This is a genomic window from Actinoplanes sp. NPDC089786 (assembly GCF_040684855.1).
GTDB lineage: Bacteria > Actinomycetota > Actinomycetes > Mycobacteriales > Micromonosporaceae > Actinoplanes.
The window spans coordinates 1,696,583-1,718,229 of the sequence record NZ_JBFBGU010000001.1 but is presented as its reverse complement, the minus strand read 5'-3'; the positions used below and the strand labels follow the sequence as shown (position 1 = coordinate 1,718,229).

Here is a 21,647-nt window from a genome sequence, read left to right as displayed (position 1 = left end):
ATCGTCGCACGTTGTCAGGCCGGACCGGCCGTGCCCACAATGTCGGGGTGACCGACTATTCCGCGCTCTACGAACGGTTCGGGATGCTCCTGGTCTCGCAGACCGGAATGACGGATTCCCCCTTCGGCGAGGGCGCCTCCCCCGCCCAGATCGAGGCGCTCGGCTTTCCCGTGCCGGACGACTACGCGCTGCTGCTCCAGCTGACCGGCAACGAGGTCGACCCATCGCTGATCACCTTCCCGCCCGAGGAGATCAGCCTGCTCACCATCGACCAGCTGGCCCCCGGGCCGGACGGGCAGGTGGCGATCGCCCGCACCCGCAACGGCGACCCGCTCCTCCTCACCGACCGGGGACTCGTCCTCGGCGACCGGGTCATCGCGGCCGGTGTCGGAGATCTGATCGGGAAGTACGTGCGCGGGCTGGAATCCGGCACACTGCGGATCGAGCAGGGGCCGAGCGGCTTCACGTTCACCAGGAACGGCGAATATGTCGATCGTGCGGCATTCGCGACGCTCTGACCAGAGATGATTCGTCGCCCGGTGCGGCACCGACTAGTCTTGGTCGACAGCTGCGGCTCCGGAGGGTTAGGACGATGGCAACCAGGACCCACAACACGACGAGTGGTGCCCACGCGCACAAGCACGATCTTGTCGACACCACCGAGATGTACCTGCGTACCGTCCTGGAGCTCGAGGAGGAGGGCGTGCCTCCACTGCGCGCCCGGATCGCTGAGCGACTCCACCAGAGCGGCCCCACCGTCAGCCAGACCGTCGCCCGGATGGAGCGCGACGGCCTGCTCACCGTCGAGAACGATCGACACCTCCTGCTCACCGAGGAGGGTCGCATGGTCGCCATCTCGGTCATGCGCAAACACCGCCTCGCCGAACTGCTCCTGGTCAACGTCATCGGCATGCCCTACGAGGAGGCGCACGACGAGGCCTGCCGGTGGGAACACGTGATGAGCGACTCGGTCGAGAAGCGGGTCTACGAGCTGCTCAACAAGCCGACCCGGTCGCCGTACGGCAACCCGATCCCCGGCCTCGAGGTGCTCGACAGCACCACGGCGTTCGGTGAACAGCTCGACACCGGCGAACGCAACCTGGCGTTCCCCGGTCTCACCGGCAGCGTCGTGGTGCGGCGCATCTGCGAGAGCGTCCAGACCAACGCCGACGTGCTGCGCCAGCTCCACGCGGCCGGCATCGACCCGGGCGTGACCGTGACCGTGGCGCAGGAACGCGACGCGGTGACCGTCGACCGGTCCGGTGACAAGATCAGGCTGCCTCGCGAGGTGGCGTCACGCGTGTTCGTCGACGCGCACTGACCGTCAGCTCTTCTTCGCGTCGGTCTTCTTTTTCGGGTCGGTCCCGGTGGTGCTCGTCATGGTCTTGGCCATGGCGAGCAGCTTGGCGCCCATGTCGGCGACCGCGGCCGGTTTCGCCGCCTTGGTGAACGTGAACCGCAACGACTGCAGCTGGTGGCCCTCACTGAGCCAGCCGATCTCGTACGACGGCCCGGCCGTCTTCGACGCCTTGATCTCCTGCTTGTAGGCGGCCACGCCCAGGCCCTTGAGCTTGGTCGCCTTGTCCGGGATCAGGTCGTCGTTGAACAACTCGGCGGTGGCCGACGAGTCGCTGACCGTGAGCAGAAGCGACGGCTCCGGCCCCTCCTCGGTCTGCACCACGCAGGTGGCGGTGTTGTCGACCTGGGAGCCGGCCGCCACCGTGAACCGGACGCCGATCATCTCCTCGATGAACGCGTAGTCCCACAGGATGCAGGCGCCACCACCCGAAGCGGCCGGCGGCTCGACCACCTCGATCGGAGGCAGGACCACCCGGGCGTCATCCTTGGCGTTACAGCCGGTTACCGCCAGGGTGGCAACGACCACACCGAGGGTCAGCAGACGCGAACGCACAGTGGGGTCCTCCCGACGAATTCGGGGCACACCGTACTTGGTCGGATGCGGGTCACGAAAGCCCGAACTCTGAAACCGGTGGGACACGCTGGGTAACTGTGGATAGTTCTCAGGTCTGTCGTTTTCGAGCGCTACGTTCAGACCCACCCAGTACAGGGGTGGGGGTGGCGGCGGCGCGCGCGCGAAATTTCAAGATCGTTCTGGGCGGTGGCGGCGCCGCACGGGTGGGCGGGCGCCCCTGGGAAGATGGACGGCGTGATCAATGACCGACTGGTTGATGCCGGGGACCTTCCGATCGCGGTGCGCGACTTCGGCGGTTCGGCGCCGCCGCTGGTGTTGCTGCACGGCGCCGGCGCGAACCTGGCCCACATGACGACGCTGGCGCGGGCGCTCCGGCCGCGCCATCGGGTGATCACGATGGATCTGCGTGGCCACGGCCGGTCCGGCGACGGGCCGTGGAGCTGGGACGCGGCGCTCGCCGACGTGGCGGCCGTGGTGGTGCAGCTCGAGCTGGCGCGGCCGGCGGTGGTCGGACATTCGCTGGGCGGGATGATCGCGGCGCTGTGGGGCGAGCGGCATCCGGAGACGCCCGGGGTGGTCAGCCTCGACGGCAACCCGCCCCCGACCCGGACCGAACATCTGCCCGGGATGGATCTCAAGAAGGCGGCGGCCGAGCTGGCCGAGCTGCGGGCGATCTTCGACCGGATGGGCGCCGAGATGGGCCAGACCGTCCCGGCCGAGCAGTTGCCCGAGCTGGTCGAGCGGCAGAAGGCGGCGGCCCATGCCATGGGGGCCAACGAGAAGGTGTGGATCGAGGGGTTCCGGCGGAACCTGGTCCAGGCGAACGGGGAGACGTCGATCCGGCCTTCGGCCGAGACGGCGTCGTCACTGCGTACGCTGATGGAGGATCTTGATCTTGGTCCGGTCTATCGCGCCACGCGGTGCCCAGAGCTGGTGGTGCTGCCGACGCGCGACCTGCCGGAGCAGGAGGGGTTTGCGGAGCTGTACGAGGCGCACCGCCGCTTCGTGCGGGAGCAGGCCGAGGACAGTGGGGTGCGGTACGTGCAGCTGGCCGGCGCCTCGCACGCGATGGTCATCGAGCAGCCCGACCTGCTGGCCGGGCTGATCTCGGACTTCCTGGCCGCGGCCTAGCGTCGCCGGCCCAGCGCCACGAGCTGTGGACAGTTCGCGAGACTGTCATACCGGCGCGCTACATTCCTGCCCACCCAACAGGGGTGGGGGAGGCGGCGGGGCCGCGCGCGATCTTGAAAAAACCGGGTCAGCGGATCTCAGCCAACGGCTTTGCGGCCCGGCTGGCGAACAGGCCGATGCCCAGGGCGACGAAGACGCAGAGGATGGCCTGGAGGACGCCGAGATCCTCGGCGACCAGGCCGATCAGGGGCGGGCCGGCCAGGAAGGCGCCGTACCCGATGGAGCCCGCGACCGACAATCTCAGCGCGGCCCGGACGGGATCGTCGGCGGCGGCGCTCATGCCGACCGGGAAGCCGAGGGACGCGCCCGCGCCCCACAGCAGGGCGCCGACCAGGGCGACCGGCACGCCGATGTTCGTGACCACCAGCAGCACGCCGGCGACGCCCAGGACCACCGTGCCGCGCAGGGTCCGGACGCGGCCCCAGCGCTCGATGGCCACGCCGCCGAACAGGCGGGACACCGTCATGGCGGTGACGAAGGCGCCGAAGCCTACGGCGCCGATGGTCTCGCTGGCGTGGTAGGCGTCGACCAGCGCGATCGCCAGCCAGTCGTTGGCCACGCCCTCGGTGAAGCCGAAACCCAGCAGGATCAAGCCGATCATGATGGTGCGCGGTTCGCGCCAGGCTTCGCGTACGCTCATCGCCGGCTTCTCGCCCGCGGGCAGCGGCGACCACGGTGTGAAGCGGCGCACCGCCAACGCCATCACGGCGGCGGCGAGCACCGCGGTCAGCGTGAGCTGCACGGACACCGGCACGCCGACCGCGGCCAGCAGGGCGCTCACCCCGGCGCCGAGCACTGTGCCCAGGCTGAAGCCGGCGTGGAAGCGCGGCAGGATGGTGCGGCCGAGGCGGCGTTCGACATCGGCGCCCTCGACGTTCATGGAGACGTCCCAGGTGCTGTTGCCCATGCCGGCCAGGACCAGCCCGAGGCCGGCCAGCCAGATGGTGCCGGTGGCCGTGCCGGCGGCCAGGGCGATCAGCCCGAGCACCACCGACATGCTGCCGAGCAGCACCGCCCGGGCCGGGCCGAGACGCTGCACGAGCGGGCCGGCCAGCGGGATCGCGGCGATCGCGGCGCCGGACATGCAGAGCAGGAGGAGCCCGAAGCCGGCCGCGGTCAGCCCGAGGTCGTCCCGGACGGCGGGGGCGCGCGCGAGCCAGCCGGCGTAGGCGAGGCCGTTGACCGCGAAGGTGACGCCGACGGCGATCTTGGCGGCGTTGAGCCGGACAGGTTCGAGCGTGGCGGTCACCATCTCAACTTAACCGTTAAAGTAGATCAGCCGGGCGCCGCTTGATGCGTGATGCATCACTGACCCGGAGGGTTGACCGGACCGCCGCGACCAGCCCGGTCGGGTCGGGCCGGCCCTATCGGTCATGCGACAAACGGCAAAGGCCTCCCACCCGTTGCCGGGTAGGAGGCCTTCTCAGCCAACCCTGAGGTCAGCTGCAGCCGGAGGTCGAGCCGCAGCCCTCGCAGACGTAGCAGCTACCGGCGGGGCGCATCTTCGTGCCGCAGGTGAAGCAGAGCGGCGCGTCCGAGGCGTGGCCGGTCACCGCCTCGAGCAGCTCGGTCGACGAGTGCGCCACCTTCGGCGCCTCCGTCTTCGGAGCCTCCACCTTGGGCACCTCGGCGAGCGGAGCGGCCACGGCGCCGACCGGGGCCGAGACCGGAGCGGACTCCGCCATCGACGTCGCGGTCAGGTCGGCCGCCGCCGCCTCGGCCGCCATCTCGGCCTGGATCTGGGCGGCCCGCTCCTTGGCGGTGAAGATGCCCAGCTCGGCGCGGGTGTCGTAGGGCAGGAAGTCGAGCGCCAGGCGACGGAAGATGTAGTCCATCACCGACGCCGCCATGCGGATGTCCGGGTCGTCGGTCATGCCGGCCGGCTCGAAGCGCATGTTGGTGAACTTGCTGACGAAGGTCTCCAGCGGCACGCCGTACTGCAGGCCGATCGAGATGGCCACCGAGAAGGCGTCCATCACGCCGGCCAGGGTGGAGCCCTGCTTCGACATCTTGAGGAAGACCTCGCCGAGGCCGTCGTCGGGGTAGGACGACGCGGTCAGGTAACCCTCGGCGCCGCCGACCGAGAAGGACACCGTCTCGGAGGGGCGCTTCTTCGGCAGCCGCTTGCGGACCGGGCGGTACTCGATGACCTTCTCGACGGCCTTCTCGGCCTGCGCGGCCGGCGCCTCCTCGGTCGTGCCCTTGGCCGGCTTGGCCACCGAGAGCGGCTGGCCCACCTTGCAGTTGTCGCGGTAGATGGCCAGCGCCTTGAGGCCCAGCTTCCAGCCCTGGAAGTGGATCTCCTCGATCTCCTCGATGGTCGCCGACTCGGGCATGTTGACCGTCTTGGAGATGGCGCCGGACAGGAACGGCTGGGCCGCCGCCATCATCCGGACATGGCCCATCGGCGCGATCGACCGCTCGCCCATGGCGCAGTCGAAGACGCTGTAGTGCTCGGGCTTGAGGCCCGGCGCGTCCACCACGTGGCCGTGGTCGGCGATGTGCTCGACGATCGCCTCGACCTGCTCCTCGGGGTAGCCCAGGCTGCGCAGCGCCCGCGGGACCGTCTGGTTGACGATCTGCATCGAGCCGCCGCCGACCAGCTTCTTGAACTTCACCAGGGCCAGGTCGGGCTCGATGCCGGTGGTGTCGCAGTCCATCATCAGGCCGATGGTGCCGGTCGGGGCCAGCACCGAGGCCTGCGCGTTGCGCCAGCCGTTCTTCGCGCCGAGCTTGTTGCCGTCCTGCCACTGCTTGGTGGCCTCGCGGACGATCTCGGTGGCGACGACGCCCTGCGGGCGGATGCCGTCGTTGGCGGCGGCGTGCTTGCGCATGACGCGCTGGTGGGCCTCGGCGTTGCGGGCATAGCCCTCGTACGCGCCGACCACGCCGGCCATCTCGGCCGAGCGGCGGTACGCCGTGCCGGTCATCAGCGAGGTGATCGCCCCGGCGACGCCGCGGCCCGACTCGGAGTCGTACGGGTGCCCGGTCGCCATCAGCAGGGCGCCCAGGTTGGCGTACCCGATGCCGAGCTGGCGGTAGGCCCGCGTGGTCTCGCCGATCCGCGGGGTCGGGAAGTCGGCGAAGCAGATCGAGATGTCCATCGCGGTGATGATGAACTCGACGCTCTTGACGAACTTCTGCACCTCGAAGCCGCCGTCGGCCTTGAGGAACTTCATCAGGTTGAGCGAGGCCAGGTTGCAGGACGAGTCGTCCAGCGACATGTACTCCGAGCAGGGGTTGGACGCGGTGATCCGGCCGGTCTCGGGGTTGGTGTGCCAGTCGTTGATGGTGTCGTCGTACTGCAGGCCCGGGTCGGCGCACTCCCACGCGGCCTGGGCGATGTCGCGGAACAGCTTCTTGGCGTCGATCGAGTCGATGACCTCGCCGTGCAGCCGGCCGCGCAGGTCGAAGGTCGTGCCCTCTTCCACCGCGCGCATGAACTCGTCGCTGACCCGCACCGAGTTGTTGGCGTTCTGGTACTGCACCGAGACGATGTCGGAGCCGCCGAGGTCCATGTCGAAGCCGGCGTCACGCAGGGCGCGGATCTTGTTCTCTTCGCGCGCCTTGGTGTAGACGAACTCCTCGATGTCGGGGTGGTCGACGTCGAGGATGACCATCTTGGCCGCGCGCCGGGTGGCGCCACCGGACTTGATCGTGCCCGCGCTGGCGTCGGCGCCGCGCATGAAGCTGACCGGGCCGCTGGCCGTGCCGCCGGACGAGAGCAGCTCGCGGCTGGAGCGGATGCGGGACAGGTTGACCCCGGAGCCGGAGCCGCCCTTGAAGATCAGCCCCTCCTCCTTGTACCAGTCCAGGATCGAGTCCATCGAGTCGTCGACCGACAGGATGAAACAGGCGCTGACCTGCTGTGGCGACGCCGTGCCGACGTTGAACCAGACCGGCGAGTTGAAGCTGAACACCTGGTGCAGCAGCATCCAGGTCAGCTCGTGGTCGAACAGCTCGGCGTCGTCCTTGGTGGTGAAGTAGCCGAACTTCTCCCCCGCCTTGCGGTACGTCTGCACCACGCGGTCGATGAGCTGCTTGAGCGACCACTCGCGCTGGTCGGTGCCGACCGCTCCGCGGAAGTACTTGGTGGTCACGATGTTCGCCGCGTTCACGCTCCACGAAACCGGGAACTCCACGCCACGCTGCTCGAAGTTGATCGAGCCGTCCCGCCAGTTCGTCATGACGACGTCGCGGCGCTCCCACTCCACCTCGTCGTACGGGTGGACGCCCTCGGTCGTCCACACCCGCTCAACGCGCAGACCCCCCGCGGGCGCGCTGGAGCCGTTGCTGCGGCTGCGCTGCCGACCTGCTGTAATGCCGTCCCCGGCCATGGTGCTCCCCCTCATTTGGTGCCACTACTGATTGAACGCTGCCCGTCGCTGTGGCAGTCCCCTACTGATTGATCTTGGGCGGCCGGCCCGCCCGGGTATGGGTCACGGTGTGTCGGGCCGCCGAATCCCGGCCGGTCGCCGCCGAGCGCAGCTCGGCGATCTCCTTCTCGAATTCGTCCAGCGAGTCGAACGACTTGTAGACGCTGGCGAACCGGAGGTAGGCCACCTGGTCGAGCTCGCGCAGCGGCCCGAGGATCGCGAGTCCCACGTCGTGACTCGGTATCTCCGCCGCGCCCTTCGCCCGGACCGACTCCTCGACCTTCTGCGCCAGCAGCGCGATCGAGTCTTCATCCACCGGCCGGCCCTGACACGCCTTGCGGACGCCGCTCATGATCTTGGTGCGTGAGAACGGCTCGGTCACCCCGTTGCGCTTGACCACCGCGAGAACCGCCTCCTCGACCGTGGTGAACCGCTTGCCACACTCGGTGCACGAGCGACGGCGACGGATCAGTTTGCCGTCGTCGGCCTCACGCGAGTCGACCACGCGCGAATCAGCGTGGCGGCAATACGGACAGCGCACCGGAAACCATTCCTCTCCTGGCTCCCCGGACACGCCAAATAAGCCCCACGAGAGCGCGGCGCTGTGGATAACGTGTGGAGAACTTGGGGACTGTGACCCCAACCTGTGGATGACTTACAGCCATGTAACTACTAGATGTTGGGGTCAAAGTTAGGCCGATGCCGACCGCGACGCAAGCCAGACGGCGGGTCGGCGCGCCGGGAATTTCGTGCAACCACGAGCCGTATACAGGAGATCACTTGGCGCGTCGGCCGCGCCCGATTTGCCGTCCTTGGAATGTCGTGTTTCCGCCGGTGCGACCCGGACGGGTGGTCGTCGTCACGTTCGCGACGCCCGCGGACTAGTCCCTCGGAAGCTGGAGGGTCTGGCCCGGGTGCACGACGTACCCATCGATGTGGTTGATTTTCTTGAGGTCGGCCACGGCGGCGTAGGGGTCACGGCGCGGCGCGGTGCGGGTCGCGATCGACCAGAGGGTGTCGTGCGGCTGGACGATGACGGTCGCCGCCGGCCCCTGCGCGGGCTGATCGGCACGCGAGGCGGTCGACAACAGGAACGCGCTCGCGATCGTGGACGTCCCGACGAAGAAAGCCAGGACCACGGCGCGTCCGCGCCGCGTCAGACGGAGCGGCGGCCGGGGGTAAGAGGTCGTGACCATGGGTTTCACCTTCCTCGTACGGCTGTTCTATCGAACGCCCGTACGACGGTTTATCAGAACACGTGTACGGAAGTCGAGCACTTCCGGGCGACACGCCGACAGGAAAGTCGTACAGATGTTTGAAACTGTCGTACCGCGAACATAAGGTCTTTCCTCAGAAGGGGTCGTTTTCGGATGACCCGGTGAAGCAGCGCGTGCCGCCGGAACGGCACTGGGCCACAGACATGGCCAACGAATTTGGGAGGGCAGGCGTGTCGACCGACGACCGAACGAGCCGGCAGCACCAGCAGAATCCCGCGGGCGGCATGCGGCGGCGGTCGCCGGCCCGTTCGCGCAGCGCCGAGGCGCCCCAGCTGCGGGCGGTGACACCGGCGTCGGTCAGCCAGTTCCCCGAGGTGGTGACCGCCGACCTGACCGCGCGGCAACGGCGGATCCTCGAGTTCATCCGCGACTGGGTGGAGCGGTACGGCTACCCGCCGAGCGTGCGTGAGATCGGCGAGGCGGTCGGGCTGGTCTCGCCGTCCAGCGTGGCCTACCAGTTGAAGGCGCTCGAGACCAAGGGCTTCCTGCGCCGCGACCCCAACCGGCCGCGCGCGGTCGACGTGCGCTCGCCCAGCGAGATGGTCGACGACGAGACGCTGCGCCAGGCCCGGCCGACACCGGCGTACGTGCCGCTGGTCGGGCGGATCGCCGCCGGTGGGCCGATCCTGGCCGAGCAGGCGGTCGAAGACTTCTTCCCGCTGCCGCGCGAGCTGGTCGGCGAGGGCGACGTGTTCATGCTCGAGGTCAAGGGCGACTCGATGATCGACGCGGCGATCTGCAACGGCGACTGGGTGGTGGTCCGCCAGCAGCCGACCGCGACGTCGGGCGACATCGTGGCCGCGATGATCGAGGGCGAGGCGACGGTCAAGTCCTACCGGCAGCGGGACGGGCATGTCTGGCTGATGCCGGCGAACCAGGCGTTCGACCCGATCCCCGGTGACGACGCGACGATCATGGGCCGTGTGGTGGCGGTGCTGCGCCGGGTCTGAGACCGGACCCGTGGTCCGACGGCGCCCGCTTGCGGGGGGCGACAATCAAACGGTCGGCTTCCCTCGCGGGGAAGCCGACCGTTCGGGCTTTCGGTAGGGGTCAGCGGCCGTACGTGCGGCCGTAGTTCTGATCGTCGTCCAGGTCACGGGAACGACCACCACCGGCGGGCGGCGGAGCGCCGTAGACACCACCGCCGGGACGACCAGCCGCACCCTGCGGGGGCCTGGGCTGGCCGCCCTGGGGCGGTTTCGGCTGGCCACCCTGAGGCGGCCGGGGCTGACCACCCTGAGCCGGGCGAGGCTGACCACCCTGAGGCGGCCGGGGCTGACCACCCTGAGCCGGACGGGGCTGACCACCCTGAGCCGGACGGGGCTGACCACCCTGAGCCGGACGGGGCTGACCACCTTGCGGCGGCCTCGGCTGGCCACCCTGCGGAGGACGGCCACCACCCTGGGCCGGACGGCCACCTTGCGGTGGGCGGCCACCGCCCTGCGGCGGACGACCGCCGCCGGCCGGCGCGCCACTGACCGGAGGGCGACCACCACCACTGGGAGCACCACTGACCGGAGGACGACCACCAGCACCGGGCGCGCCGCTCACCGGCGGGCGTCCGGCACCCGGCCGGCCGTTGACCACCGGCGGACGCCCGCCACCCGGCGGACGAGGACCCGCCGCGGGCCGGCCACCGGCGCCGGCACCGGCGGGCGGACGACCCGCCCCGGCGCCGGCCGGCGGACGACCGCCGCCGTAGACACCCGGGCCACCGGCCGCGGGCTTGCCGCTGTAGACGCCCGGACCGGCGGGAGCGCCACCACCACGGGCGGCGCCACCGGCTCCGTAGACGCCGGGGCCGGACGGCGCGCCGCCGACCGCCAGCAACTCGGTGGCCGCGTCGGACGGCTTGGGGCCGTCGTCCGGGTCGGACTTCTTCAGGGCGACCGGTTCGGCCGGGGCGTTCTTGCGGTGCCGGCGGATGCCGAAGATGCCGACACCGACCAGGATCAGGCCAAGGACGCCGACGCCGGCGACCAGGTAGGTGATGTCGTTCAGGTCGAGGCTCTGGAACCAGGACGGGCCGGTCTTCTTCTCGGTCTCGGAGCCCGCGGCGCTCTTCACGACCGGCGCCCCGGCCGTGGACGGGGTGTAGCGGAGGATGTAGTTGGCCGCACCCTGCTCAGGCGTGTTCTCCATGTCGGAGACCGTGTAGAAGTACTTGCCGTCGGGGCTGAAACTGATCGCCTCGCCGAACGGCTCGTTGGGCAGCGGGGTCACCCGTGGCTTGCCCTTGAGCGCGGCCAGCACGTCGCCGCCGGTGACATCCCATTCCAGGGCGTCGGTGTACGTCCGCAGCGCCACCTTGGTCGCGTTCAGCGCCACCGCGCCGCCGTCGATCGAGCGGCTGCCGAGCGAGGCGATCTGGTTGGCCGGGGTCTCGCTGGCCGGAACCGCGACCTCGCCCACGCGTTTGAGCGGGACGGCGTCCTCGGCCGAGTTGTTCGTCTTGAGCTTGGCGGCCGGCGTGTAGACGCCCGCGGCCTTGCCGACCCCGACCACCTTGGTGACGATGATCGGGGTGCCGTCGCCGTTGATCAGCAGCGCCTCGGCGTCGTGCCCGCCGTCGGGGTACTTCAGCCGGTGGATCTTCGGCTGTTGTTTGCCGGTGAGCGGCATCGACCAGAGGGCGACGGTGGGGCGCTTGCTGTCGTTGTCGCCGATGTCGGCGATCCAGAGCGTCTTGCCGTCCGGCGAGAGGACCATGTCCTCGGTGTCCAGCGGACCCTGGCCGCTGTAGGCGACGGAGTCCTTCACCTTGCACTTGGCGTCGAGGAAGAAAACACGCTTGCGGCTGTTCTGCGGGTTGCTGTCGTTGATGACGACGAACCCGTCGTCGGTCGCCACGAGACCCGACAGGCCGGGAAGCTTTTCATCGGTGATCTTGCACACCTTCTTGCCGGCCTGAGCCTGCGCGGTGCCCCCGGGGGCCTCCTCCGCGAAGGCGGTGCCGGCGCCGGTCAGCACGAGCCCGGAGGCACAGAGAACCGACACCACGAGACGCCGCATCCGATCAGTGTCGCATGCGGCGTCCCGTGCTGTTGTTACGCGTGGATCACCACAGCTCAGGCGTCCGATCAGTCCCATCGATCACGACGCGAATGCGGACAGTTCAGCGCCGAGTCGCTCGTCGACGCGGACCCGCATCTCGGTGCCGTCCTCGGTGTGGCGGGTGGTGAGGACCTGGCCGGTGCGGTGAATCTTGGCGATCAGGTCGCCCCGGTCGTACGGCACCAGAACGGTGAGCTCGAGCGCGGGCTTGGGCAGGTTCGCCTCGATCGCCTGCCGCAGCTCGTCGATGCCCCGGCCGGACCTGGCCGACACGAGGACGGCGTCGGGCCAGGTGCGCTTGAGGCGCAGCAGGGTCTCTTCGTCGGCCGCGTCGACCTTGTTGATGACCAGCAGCTCGGGCAGCTTGTCGGCGCCCACCTCGGCCAGCACCTCACGGACCGCGCTCACCTGACCCTCGGGGTCGGCGTGCGAGCCGTCCACCACGTGCAGGACGACGTCGGCGAAGGCCACCTCTTCCAGCGTCGAGCGGAACGCCTCGACGATGTGGTGCGGAAGGTGCCGGACGAAGCCGACGGTGTCGGAGAGCGTGTAGACCCGGCCGTCCTCGGCGGCGGCCCGGCGGGTGGTCGGGTCGAGCGTGGCGAACAGCGCGTCCTCCACCAGCACGCCGGCCTGGGTCAGCCGGTTGAGCAGGCTGGACTTGCCGGCGTTGGTGTAGCCGGCGATGGCCACGGCGGGCACGCCGTTGCGCGACCGGCGGGCACGCTTGGTCTGCCGCACCGTACGCATCGCCTTGATCTCTCGACGCAGTTTGGCGATGCGGGTGTTGATCCGGCGGCGGTCGGTCTCGAGCTTGGTCTCACCGGGACCGCGCAGGCCGACGCCGCCGCCCGCGCCACCGGCACGACCGCCGCTCTGCCGGGAGAGCGTCTCGCCCCAGCCACGGAGTCGCGGCAGCAGGTATTGCAGCTGGGCCAGCTCGACCTGGGCCTTGCCCTCTTTGCTCTTCGCGTGCTGGGCGAAGATGTCGAGGATCAGCGCCGTACGGTCGACGACCTTGACCTTGATCTGCTGCTCCAGGTTGCGGAGCTGGGACGGGGACAGCTCGCCGTCGCAGATGATCGTGTCGGCGCCGGTGGAGAGCACCACGTCGCGCAGCTCGTCGACCTTGCCGCGGCCGATGAACGTGGCCGGGTCGGGCCGGCTGCGGCGCTGGATCAGGCCCTCGAGGACCTCGGACCCGGCGGTCTCGGCGAGGAGGGCGAGCTCGGCCAGCGAATTCTCCGCGTCGGTGACGCCGCCCTCGGTCCACACGCCGGCCAGGACGACCCGTTCCAGCCGGAGCTGCCGGTACTCGACCTCGGTGACATCGGTGAGCTCGGTGGAGAGGCCGGCGACCCGCCGTAGCGAGTGGCGCTCCTCGAGTTCAAGATCACCGGTGGTGACGTCGGGTTCAGAGAATTGAGTCTGCAAAAGTGTGACCTCCTCGGCACCGATCGTGGCAGACCCGCGCACCGAGCGCATCCACATAACCGGTCCGGAAGTTGTAATGACAGTGCCTGACGCATCTGTAACCACCGAATTGGAAGTTCCTATTCCGGACGCGCAAGAATGCGGTGACTCACCCGCCAACGACGGAGGGACCACCGTGGTGACCACCCGCCTGCCCAGCGCAGGATTCTCGATCACGATCCGGATCGCCGTGACGGCCGACGCGTCGTCCATCGGTCGCCTCACCACCTGTGTCGGCGAGGCCGGCGCCATCGTGACGGCCCTCGACGTGGTGGACTCGGACTCCTCACGCGTGCTCGTCGACCTCACCTGCGACACCGCCGACTCCGGCCACGCCGACCAGGTCGTCAAGACGCTGGAGGAGCTGGACGGCGTCGACGTCCGCAAGGTCTCCGACCGCACCTTCCTGCTGCACCTGGGCGGCAAGATCGAGGTGAGCTCGAAGGTCGCGCTGCGCAACCGGGACGAGCTCAGCCGGGCCTACACGCCGGGCGTGGCGCGGGTCTGCATGGCGATCGCCGAGAACCCGGACGACGCGCGCCGGCTGACCATCAAGCGCAACACGGTCGCCGTGGTCAGCGACGGGTCGGCGGTGCTGGGGCTGGGCAACATCGGCCCGGCCGCGGCGATGCCGGTGATGGAGGGCAAGGCGGCGCTGTTCAAGCGGTTCGGCGGGGTGGACGCCTGGCCGGTCGTGCTGGACACCCAGGACACCGACGAGATCGTCAACATCGTCCGGGCGATCGCCCCGGCCTACGGCGGCATCAACCTGGAGGACATCGCGGCGCCGCGATGCTTCGAGATCGAGGCCCGGCTGCGTGAGCTGCTGGACATCCCGGTGTTCCACGACGACCAGCACGGCACCGCCATCTGCGTGCTGGCCGCGCTGACCAACGCGCTGCGGGTGGTCGGCAAGAACATGGCCGACGTCAAGGTGGTGGTGTCCGGCTCGGGCGCGGCGGGCACGGCGATCATGAAGCTGCTGCTGCGTCAGGGCGTGGGCGACATCGTCGCGTACGACCGGCAGGGCGCTCTCCACCGCGGCATGGCCGGCCTGAACGAGACGTGGCAGTGGCTGGCCGACAACACCAACAAGGACAACTACTCCGGTGACCTGGCCGGCGCCATCGTGGGCGCCGACGTCTTCATCGGCGTCTCCGCCCCCAACCTGCTGGCCGGCGCCGACATCGCCCGGATGGCCGAGAAGTCGATCGTGTTCGCGCTGGCCAACCCCGACCCCGAGGTCGACCCGCGGGAGGCCCGGCAGCACGCCGCGGTGGTCGCCACCGGTCGCTCCGACCAGCCCAACCAGATCAACAACGTGCTCGCCTTCCCGGGCGTCTTCCGCGGCATGCTGGACGCCGCCGCCTCGGAGTTCACCGAGGAGATGGCGCTGGCCGCGGCCCGCGCGATCGCCGACGTGGTGGGCGAGGACAAGCTGAACCCGACGGTGATCGTCCCGAGCGTCTTCGACCCGCGGGTCACCCCGGCGGTGGCGGCCGCGATCCGCGCGGTCGTCAAGGGCACGCCACCCCCGGCCAACGCGGCCGCGATCGAGGTCGACGAGGCCCCCGAGGAGACGTTCTAACTGGCCGCCCAGCCGGTCAGTTCGCCGGCATGGTCGGTGATCAGACCGGCCACGCCGGCGGCGGCCAGCGCGCGCCACTCGGTGATGTCGTTGGCCGTCCACGGCATCACCTCGACGCCCTCGGCGGCCAGTTCGGCGACCATCTCCGGGGCGCCGACCACATCGGCCACCGACGGGTTGCAGCAGACCACGCCGAGATCCCTGACCAGGGCGACCGTGTCGGCCTCGAAGCGCAGGCGCAGCAGCCCGCGCCGGATGTCGGGAGCGACCTCGCGCACCAGCCGGACCACCGACGGGTCGAAACTCTGCACGATCGTGCGGCCGGCCAGGTCACCCAGCATGGTGAGGATCCGCTTCACCTGGTCGGCGTTGGTCGGCGGCTTGATCTCGAGCAGCAGCGAGGCGTCGGCCAGCGGCAGCGCCAGCACCTCGCTGAGCAGCGGCACCTTCAACCCCGCGAAGGCCGGCGAGAACCAGGACCCGGCGTCCAGCGCGCGGATCTCGTCGACGGTCAGGTCCCAGACGTGGCCGGTCCCGTTCGTGGTGCGGTCGACGGTGCGGTCGTGGATGACCACGGGCACGTCGTCGGCGGTCGTGCGGACGTCGAACTCGACATGGGTCGCCCCCGCGGACACCGCCGCGGCCAGGGCGGGCAGCGTGTTCTCAGGTGCCACGGCGGAGTACCCGCGGTGGGCCACCCGGTGCATCAGAGCGTGACCTCTCCCGTCGCCACGAGCACCGCCGGTCCCGCGAGCCACCACTCCCCCGACTCGGTGGCGGTCACCGTGAGCGTGCCGCCGAGCACCTCGACGGTCACCCGGCCGGCGGACAGTTTCGCGTCGCGCAGGGTCACGGCGCCGACGGCCAGGGCGCCCGAGCCGCAGGACAGCGTCTCGCCGGAGCCGCGCTCGTGGACGCGCATCCGGACATGGAGGTCGGCGACCGGCGTCACGAACTCGACGTTCACGCCGTGGGGGAACAGCGTCTCGTCGTGGTCGGGGGCCACGGTCAGGTCGAGCGAGTCGAGCGGGGCGGACAGCCCGCAGACCAGGTGGGGGTTGCCGCAGTCGACGGCCACGCCGGGCAGGGTGAAACCGCCGGTGGTCGCCGTGCTGACCGCGTACACCCGCGGGGGTTTCATCCGCACCGAGATCGTGTCCGCCTCGGCCACCGCGCGCACCACCCCGGATCGCGTCGCCACCGGGACCGGGAACGACGCCCAGCCCTGGTCGACCAGGTAGCGGGTGAAGACCCGGACCCCGTTGCCGCACATCTCGGCGACCGAGCCGTCGGCGTTGCGGTAGTCCATGAACCACTCGGCGTCGGCCGCGAGATCGGCGGCGTCGGGGTGCTTGGCGCTGCGGACCACCCGCAGCACGCCGTCGGCGCCCAGGCCGAAGTGGCGGTCGCAGAGCTCGCGGACGAGGTCGGCCGGGAGGTCGAGGGCGCCATCCGGATCGGGCAGGATCACGAAGTCGTTGCCGGTGCCATGGCCCTTGGTGAACAACACGCCGTCCATCATCGCGTAAGCGCGAGGGCGTCCGTCAACAACGTGTCCGACGACCCGTCCAGCCAGTGGATCCGTGGGTCACGACGGAACCACGACCGCTGCCGCCGGACGAACCGCCGGGTGGCCCGCTTCGTCTCCTCGCGCGCCTCGGCGGCGGTGAGCCGGCCGTCGAGCTGGGCCAGCGCCTGCTGGTAGCCGAGCGCCCGGCTCGCGGTCAGCCCGTCCCGGAGCCCGTCGAGCCCGGCCACCTCGTCGACCAGCCCGGCCTCCCACATCAGATCCACCCGGAGGTCCACGCGGGAGTCCAGATCGTCCCGGTCGATACCGATCTGAACGGAGTCGTACACCGGCGTAGGCGACGGCAGGGATGCGGTGAACGGGCGCCCGGTCAGCTCGATCACCTCGAGCGCGCGCACGATCCGCCGCCCGTTGGACGGAAGGATCTTGGCGGCGGCGGCCGGGTCGAGCGCCCGGAGCCGCTCGAACAGCGGGGCGCCGTCCGACCATTCGGCCTCCAGGCGGGACCGGATCGCCGGGTCGGTGCCCGGGAACTCGAAGTCCTCGAGCACCGCGCGGATGTAGAGTCCCGAACCGCCGACCAGGATCGGGGTGACGATCCGGTCGGCCGCCGCGCGGGCCAGCCGCTGGTATTCGGCGACGCTGGCCGGTTCCGTCACGTCCCAGATGTCGAGCAGGTGATGGGGCACGCCGGCCCGCTCCGCGACCGGTATCTTGGCGGTGCCGATGTCCATCCCGCGGTACAGCTGCATCGAGTCGGCATTGACGATCTCCCCGCTGAGGGCCTGGGCCAGACCGATGCTCAGCGCCGACTTGCCGGCGGCGGTGGGACCGACGACGGCGATCACCCGGGGATGGGGGTGGTTCGGCACGGAGCAACGGTAGGACACCGTATGGTCACGGTCATCGGCGGGCACTTGGTCGTAACCGGGTTGGACCTGTGACAATGCGCGAGAAAGAATGTCAAGGGATGTACGGCATTCTTGACTGCGCTGTGGCGGTGGGTGTGAGCGAAGGGGCTCACGCGGGCCGGGATGAACGAGGATGGGCTGATGAACGACTGGACAACCTTCGGGCGAGTCGACGCCGACGGCACGGTCTACGTCAAGACCGCCGAGGGCGACCGGGTGGTCGGCTCGTGGCAGGCGGGCACACCCGAAGAGGGTCTGGCCCACTTCGCCCGCCGGTTCGCCGATCTGGTGACCGAGGTCGACCTGATCGAGGCCCGGCTCAAGTCCGGCGCGGCCGACGCCGCCCACTCGTTGTCCAGCGTCAAGCGGCTGCGCACGCAGCTCGACGAGGCACACGTCGTCGGTGACATCGACGGCCTGGCCGCCCGCCTCGACCGGCTCTCCACGCTCGCCGACGAGAAGGCGGGCGAGGCCCGGGTGGCGCGCGAGGCGGCCCGGGGCGAGGCCATCGCCCGCAAGACCGCGCTGGTCGAGGAGGCGGAGAAGATCGCCGCCGACGCCACCGGCTGGAAGACGGCCGGCGACCGGCTCAAGGAGATCCTCGACGAGTGGAAGACGATCCGCGGCGTCGACAAGAAGACCGACGGCGAGCTGTGGAAGCGGTTCGCGGCCGCCCGGGACGGCTTCACCCGCCGCCGCGGCGCCCACTTCGCGACCCTCGACGGTCAGCGCAAGCAGGCCCAGACGGCCAAGGAAGACCTGGTCACCGAGGCCGAGACACTGTCCGAGTCGTCCGAGTGGGGCCCGACCGCGAACCGGCTCAAAGAGCTGATGACCGAGTGGAAGGCCGCGCCGCGCGCCGCCAAGGAGGCCGAGCAGCGCCTCTGGGAACGCTTCCGCGCCGCGCAGGACGCCTTCTTCACCCGGCGGAGCGAGGTCTTCTCGGCCCGGGACGCCGAGTTCAAGGGCAACCTCGAGCGCAAGCAGGCGATCCTGGCCGAGATCGAGGCGCTCGACGTCGACGCCGACCCGCGCCAGGCCCAGAACAAGCTTCGCGACGCCCAGGCCTCCTGGCACGACGCCGGTCGGGTGCCGCGCGAGTCGCAGGCCGGCCTCGACCGTCGCTGGCGGGCCGCCGAGGAACGCATCCGGGTGGCCATGGATTCCGCCTGGCGCAAGACCTCCCCGCAGGAAAACCCGCTGCTCCAACAGATGCGCGAGCAGGTCGCCGAGGCCGAGCAGCGTCTCGCCCGCGCCGAGGCGGCCGGCGACAAGCGCCGCATCAAAGAGGCCCAGCAGGCGCTCGACTCGAAGCGTCAGTTCCTGGCCCTGGCCGAGCAGGCTTCGTAAAGATCAAGAGCATTTTCAGGTACGCGCGCAACACCTGCACGACCTCAGTGGCCCGGACCGTAGATGGTCCGGGCCGCTTCTTGCTTCCGCGTCATCCCGGTTGGTAGGGCGGGGCCACACCCCAGCCCCAACGGGGGACCGGCGCCTTCCGGAACACGTCGGCGCCGGGTTGCGAGTTCTGGCGGGCCAGGCGGGTGCCCCACTCGACGTAGCCGAGGAACGCGGCCCGGAACTCGGGGTCGTCGGGCAGGCCGGCCTCGTCGGCGGCGTCCTGGATCAGGTTCACCCAGCGCCGCCGCTGCGGCTCGGTGATGGCCATGCCGATGTGCTTGGCCACCATGTGCGGGTATCCGCCGTGCTGGTCGGTGTAGGCCGCCGGGCCGCCGAACACCTCGGCCAGCCAGGTCGCCACGTGCCGGGCGTGCTGGGCGTCCATCCGCGCGAACAGCGGGGCCAGCAACTCGTCCTCGACCACCTTGGCGTAGAAGGCGTCGGTCAGCCGCACGAACGCGTCGGTGCCGCCGGCCCACTCGTACAGGCTGGGTGTCGTCATGTCGATCAGCCCAGCACCGGGGCGGCCCGAAGCACAAGTACGCACATAATGGTTCGTGCCCAAGACCTTCTCGTGCCCGGTCGAACTCACCGTCGACGTGGTGGGCGGCCGCTGGCGCACCGTCATCCTGTCCCGGCTCAAGGAGGGCGTGCACCGCTACGGCGAACTCCGCCGGCTGGTGCCCGGGGTGAGCGAGAAGATGCTCACCCAGCGGCTCCGCGAGCTGGAGGCGGACGGCCTGGTGTGCCGCCGCGACCTCGGCACGAACCCGCCCCACGTCGAGTACGAGCTGACCGACGAGGGACGCAGCCTGGCCCCGGTGTTGCAGGCGCTCTACGACTGGGGTGTCGAGCGCGCCGCGCGAACCGGGGCGACCTTCACCAGTTGACCGCGCCTTGGTTGACCGCGCAGCCGCCGGTGGTGGCGGGCCTTAGTTGACCGCGCAGCCGCCGGTGGTGGCGGGCCTTAGTTGACCGCGCAGCCGCCGGTGGTGGCGGGCAGCGGGGCGGGGACGCCGATCGTGGGGAGGCCCAGGCTGACGCCGGGCATCTTCGGGGTGTGGCCGGCCTCCCAGGCGTCGCCGGCGCGGGTGCGGCGGTGGCTGACCGGGGCGCCGTCGGCGTTCAGGTGGTGGGGCGCGGCGTAGGTGACCACGGTCTCCACGATGTCGCCCGGGCGGGGCGTCACCTCGCCGGTGGCGAAGTGCACCAGCCGGCCGTCGCGGGCGCGGCCGCTGAGCCGGCCCGTACGCGTGTCCTTGCGACCCTCACCGACCGCGACCAGCACCTCGACCGTACGGCCGACCTGCTTCTTGTTCTCGGCCCAGGTGATGTCCTCGAGCTCGGCGATCAACCGCTCGTAGCGTTCCTGCACCACCTTCTTGGGCACCTGATCGGCCATGGTCGCGGCCGGGGTGCCGGGGCGGATCGAGTACTGGAAGGTGAACGCGCTGGCGAACCGCGCCTCGCGCACCACCTCGAGCGTCTGCTCGAAGTCGGCCTCGGTCTCGCCGGGGAAGCCGACGATGATGTCGGTGGTGATCGCGGCGTCGGGCATCGCGGCGCGCACCTTGTCGATGATGCCGAGGTATTTGTCGCACCGGTAGCTGCGGCGCATCGCCTTGAGCGTCGCGTCGGAACCGGACTGCAACGGCATGTGCAGCGACGGGCAGACGTTCGGCGTCTCGGCCATCGCGGCGATCACGTCGTCGGTGAAGTCCTTCGGGTGGGGGCTGGTGAACCGCACCCGCTCCAGCCCCTCGACGCCGCCGGTCGCCCGCAGCAGCTTGCCGAAGGCCAGCTTGTCGCCGAACTCGACGCCGTAGGAGTTCACGTTCTGCCCGAGCAGCGTGACCTCGAGCACGCCCTGGCTGGTCAGCGCCTCGACCTCGGCCAGGATCTCGCCCGGCCGGCGGTCCTTCTCCTTGCCGCGCAGCGACGGGACGATGCAGAAGGTGCAGGTGTTGTTGCAGCCGACCGAGATCGAGACCCATCCCGCGTACGTCGACTCGCGGCGCGTGGGCAGCGTGGAGGGGAACACCTCGAGCGCCTCGAGGATCTCCACCTCGGCGGCGGCGTTGTGGCGGGCGCGCTCGAGCAGCGTGGGCAGCGAGCCGATGTTGTGGGTGCCGAAGACCACGTCGACCCACGGCGCCTTCTTGACGATGTCGCCGCGGTCCTTCTGCGCGAGGCAGCCGCCGACGGCGATCTGCATCTCGGGGTTCTTCAGCTTGGTCGGCCGGAGGTGGCCGAGGTTGCCGTAGAGGCGGTTGTCCGCGTTCTCCCGGACCGCGCAGGTGTTGAACACGACCACGTCGGCCGCGTCCGCGTCGGTGGCACGCACGTAGCCCGCATCTTCCATCAGCCCGGAGATGCGTTCGCTGTCGTGCACGTTCATCTGACAGCCGTACGTGCGCACGTCGTAGGTGCGTGGATTACTGGTCATGGCGAGGTAAAGGGTAGTCCTTCTCTAGGCGGCGTTGCGCTCGGAGGCCACCGCGCAGGCCGGATCGGATCCGGTGCACGGGCGCATGTTGCGCCGCTCGGTGCCCTCGTCGGTCTCGACCTCGTCGACATGCACGATCCGTGGGCTCTCGTCCGGCTCGCTCAGGACGTACCGCGTGGGGTTGAGGGTGTCGTCGGGCAGCAGGACCGCCGCACCCAGCCCGGCCGCGACGGCCGCCGCGACCTCGATCTCCGGTGCAACGGACGGGACGAGGTAAAGATCAATCATTGTCGGGAAATCGCCACCGACGTGGTAGACGTCGACCAGGACGGCAGAATCATCCGCGTCCTCGTCCATTCCGGTCACCGGGCGGCCGAGGACGTCAGAGATCACAGACCGGACCAAGGCCTCATCGATCCGACCGGCTACGGACCAGTTCCAGATGCCGCCCACCGGGTCAACGTCCGCC

General features: G+C 70.1%; 20 protein-coding genes. 7 read left to right on the top strand and 13 right to left on the bottom strand.

Annotated features, from left to right (window positions below; translation table 11 throughout):
• Positions 1 to 47: 47 nt before the first annotated feature.
• Together AB0O15_RS08275 and AB0O15_RS08270 are read left to right on the top strand one after the other, a co-directional pair.
• Positions 48 to 518 carry a hypothetical protein gene (locus tag AB0O15_RS08275; RefSeq protein WP_364315681.1) on the top strand — a complete coding sequence of 157 codons (471 nt, stop codon included), beginning with the start codon at positions 48 to 50 and terminating at the stop codon, positions 516 to 518.
• Between the two features lie 74 nt (positions 519 to 592).
• The gene (locus tag AB0O15_RS08270) at positions 593 to 1,321 is read left to right on the top strand and encodes a metal-dependent transcriptional regulator (RefSeq protein ID WP_364315679.1); all 729 of its coding nucleotides are present in this window, start codon (positions 593 to 595) and stop codon (positions 1,319 to 1,321) included.
• A gap of 3 nt (positions 1,322 to 1,324) precedes the next feature.
• Here AB0O15_RS08270 and AB0O15_RS08265 read toward each other — a convergent pair whose 3' ends face one another.
• Positions 1,325 to 1,912 (bottom strand): hypothetical protein, encoded by a 588-nt coding sequence (locus tag AB0O15_RS08265; RefSeq protein WP_364315677.1) that lies wholly within the window; start codon positions 1,910 to 1,912, stop codon positions 1,325 to 1,327.
• A 246-nt stretch (positions 1,913 to 2,158) separates the two neighbouring features.
• On the opposite strand from AB0O15_RS08265, the gene AB0O15_RS08260 reads away from it, so the two are divergent.
• Positions 2,159 to 3,064 (top strand): alpha/beta hydrolase, encoded by a 906-nt coding sequence (locus AB0O15_RS08260; protein WP_364317134.1) that lies wholly within the window; start codon positions 2,159 to 2,161, stop codon positions 3,062 to 3,064.
• Between the two features lie 127 nt (positions 3,065 to 3,191).
• Here AB0O15_RS08260 and AB0O15_RS08255 read toward each other — a convergent pair whose 3' ends face one another.
• The 4 genes from AB0O15_RS08255 to AB0O15_RS08240 form a co-directional block, all read right to left on the bottom strand.
• Complete coding sequence (locus tag AB0O15_RS08255) at positions 3,192 to 4,373, bottom strand: MFS transporter (RefSeq protein WP_364315675.1); 1,182 nt, start codon at positions 4,371 to 4,373, stop codon at positions 3,192 to 3,194.
• 190 nt (positions 4,374 to 4,563) lie between these two features.
• Positions 4,564 to 7,461 carry a vitamin B12-dependent ribonucleotide reductase gene (locus AB0O15_RS08250; protein WP_364317132.1) on the bottom strand — a complete coding sequence of 966 codons (2,898 nt, stop codon included), beginning with the start codon at positions 7,459 to 7,461 and terminating at the stop codon, positions 4,564 to 4,566.
• Positions 7,462 to 7,522: 61 nt separating this feature from the next.
• Entirely contained in the window at positions 7,523 to 8,041 is a 519-nt protein-coding gene (gene nrdR, locus AB0O15_RS08245) for a transcriptional regulator NrdR (RefSeq protein WP_364315673.1), read from the bottom strand.
• A 340-nt stretch (positions 8,042 to 8,381) separates the two neighbouring features.
• Positions 8,382 to 8,696, bottom strand: a complete 315-nt coding sequence (locus AB0O15_RS08240; RefSeq protein WP_364315670.1) for a LysM domain-containing protein — start codon at positions 8,694 to 8,696, stop codon at positions 8,382 to 8,384.
• Between the two features lie 305 nt (positions 8,697 to 9,001).
• Between AB0O15_RS08240 and lexA the strand changes: the two genes are divergently transcribed.
• Positions 9,002 to 9,727 carry a transcriptional repressor LexA gene (gene lexA, locus AB0O15_RS08235; protein ID WP_364317130.1) on the top strand — a complete coding sequence of 242 codons (726 nt, stop codon included), beginning with the start codon at positions 9,002 to 9,004 and terminating at the stop codon, positions 9,725 to 9,727.
• 100 nt (positions 9,728 to 9,827) lie between these two features.
• Here the strand turns inward: lexA and AB0O15_RS08230 are convergent, their stop codons facing one another.
• Both AB0O15_RS08230 and hflX read right to left on the bottom strand, forming a co-directional pair.
• Complete coding sequence (locus tag AB0O15_RS08230; protein ID WP_364315669.1) at positions 9,828 to 11,789, bottom strand: hypothetical protein; 1,962 nt, start codon at positions 11,787 to 11,789, stop codon at positions 9,828 to 9,830.
• Positions 11,790 to 11,870: 81 nt separating this feature from the next.
• Positions 11,871 to 13,265 carry a GTPase HflX gene (gene hflX / locus AB0O15_RS08225; protein ID WP_364315666.1) on the bottom strand — a complete coding sequence of 465 codons (1,395 nt, stop codon included), beginning with the start codon at positions 13,263 to 13,265 and terminating at the stop codon, positions 11,871 to 11,873.
• A 175-nt stretch (positions 13,266 to 13,440) separates the two neighbouring features.
• On the opposite strand from hflX, the gene AB0O15_RS08220 reads away from it, so the two are divergent.
• Positions 13,441 to 14,892, top strand: a complete 1,452-nt coding sequence (locus AB0O15_RS08220; protein WP_364315664.1) for an NAD-dependent malic enzyme — start codon at positions 13,441 to 13,443, stop codon at positions 14,890 to 14,892.
• Here the strand turns inward: AB0O15_RS08220 and AB0O15_RS08215 are convergent.
• The 3 genes from AB0O15_RS08215 to miaA are packed head-to-tail and all read right to left on the bottom strand — an operon-like array spanning position 14,889 to position 17,292.
• Positions 14,889 to 15,599 (bottom strand): glycerophosphodiester phosphodiesterase family protein, encoded by a 711-nt coding sequence (locus tag AB0O15_RS08215; protein WP_364315662.1) that lies wholly within the window; start codon positions 15,597 to 15,599, stop codon positions 14,889 to 14,891. The two genes, AB0O15_RS08220 and AB0O15_RS08215, sit on opposite strands and share 4 nt — an antisense overlap.
• Positions 15,599 to 16,402, bottom strand: a complete 804-nt coding sequence (gene dapF / locus AB0O15_RS08210; RefSeq protein WP_364315660.1) for a diaminopimelate epimerase — start codon at positions 16,400 to 16,402, stop codon at positions 15,599 to 15,601. The genes AB0O15_RS08215 and dapF overlap by 1 nt, the downstream gene beginning before the upstream one ends.
• Positions 16,403 to 16,410: 8 nt before the next feature.
• On the bottom strand, positions 16,411 to 17,292 hold the full coding sequence (gene miaA / locus AB0O15_RS08205) for a tRNA (adenosine(37)-N6)-dimethylallyltransferase MiaA (RefSeq protein ID WP_364315657.1): 882 nt from the start codon (positions 17,290 to 17,292) through the stop codon (positions 16,411 to 16,413).
• Between the two features lie 180 nt (positions 17,293 to 17,472).
• Between miaA and AB0O15_RS08200 the strand changes: the two genes are divergently transcribed.
• The gene (locus tag AB0O15_RS08200) at positions 17,473 to 18,681 is read left to right on the top strand and encodes a DUF349 domain-containing protein (RefSeq protein WP_364315654.1); all 1,209 of its coding nucleotides are present in this window, start codon (positions 17,473 to 17,475) and stop codon (positions 18,679 to 18,681) included.
• Positions 18,682 to 18,772: 91 nt separating this feature from the next.
• Here the strand turns inward: AB0O15_RS08200 and AB0O15_RS08195 are convergent, their stop codons facing one another.
• Positions 18,773 to 19,234, bottom strand: a complete 462-nt coding sequence (locus AB0O15_RS08195) for a group II truncated hemoglobin (protein ID WP_364315651.1) — start codon at positions 19,232 to 19,234, stop codon at positions 18,773 to 18,775.
• Between the two features lie 55 nt (positions 19,235 to 19,289).
• On the opposite strand from AB0O15_RS08195, the gene AB0O15_RS08190 reads away from it, so the two are divergent.
• Entirely contained in the window at positions 19,290 to 19,622 is a 333-nt protein-coding gene (locus AB0O15_RS08190) for a helix-turn-helix domain-containing protein (protein ID WP_364315648.1), read from the top strand.
• A 77-nt stretch (positions 19,623 to 19,699) separates the two neighbouring features.
• On the opposite strand, the gene miaB is transcribed toward AB0O15_RS08190, so the two are convergent.
• Positions 19,700 to 21,178 carry a tRNA (N6-isopentenyl adenosine(37)-C2)-methylthiotransferase MiaB gene (miaB, locus tag AB0O15_RS08185; RefSeq protein WP_364315645.1) on the bottom strand — a complete coding sequence of 493 codons (1,479 nt, stop codon included), beginning with the start codon at positions 21,176 to 21,178 and terminating at the stop codon, positions 19,700 to 19,702.
• 24 nt (positions 21,179 to 21,202) lie between these two features.
• Positions 21,203 to 21,571 carry a hypothetical protein gene (locus tag AB0O15_RS08180; protein WP_364315643.1) on the bottom strand — a complete coding sequence of 123 codons (369 nt, stop codon included), beginning with the start codon at positions 21,569 to 21,571 and terminating at the stop codon, positions 21,203 to 21,205.
• Positions 21,572 to 21,647: the final 76 nt, after the last annotated feature.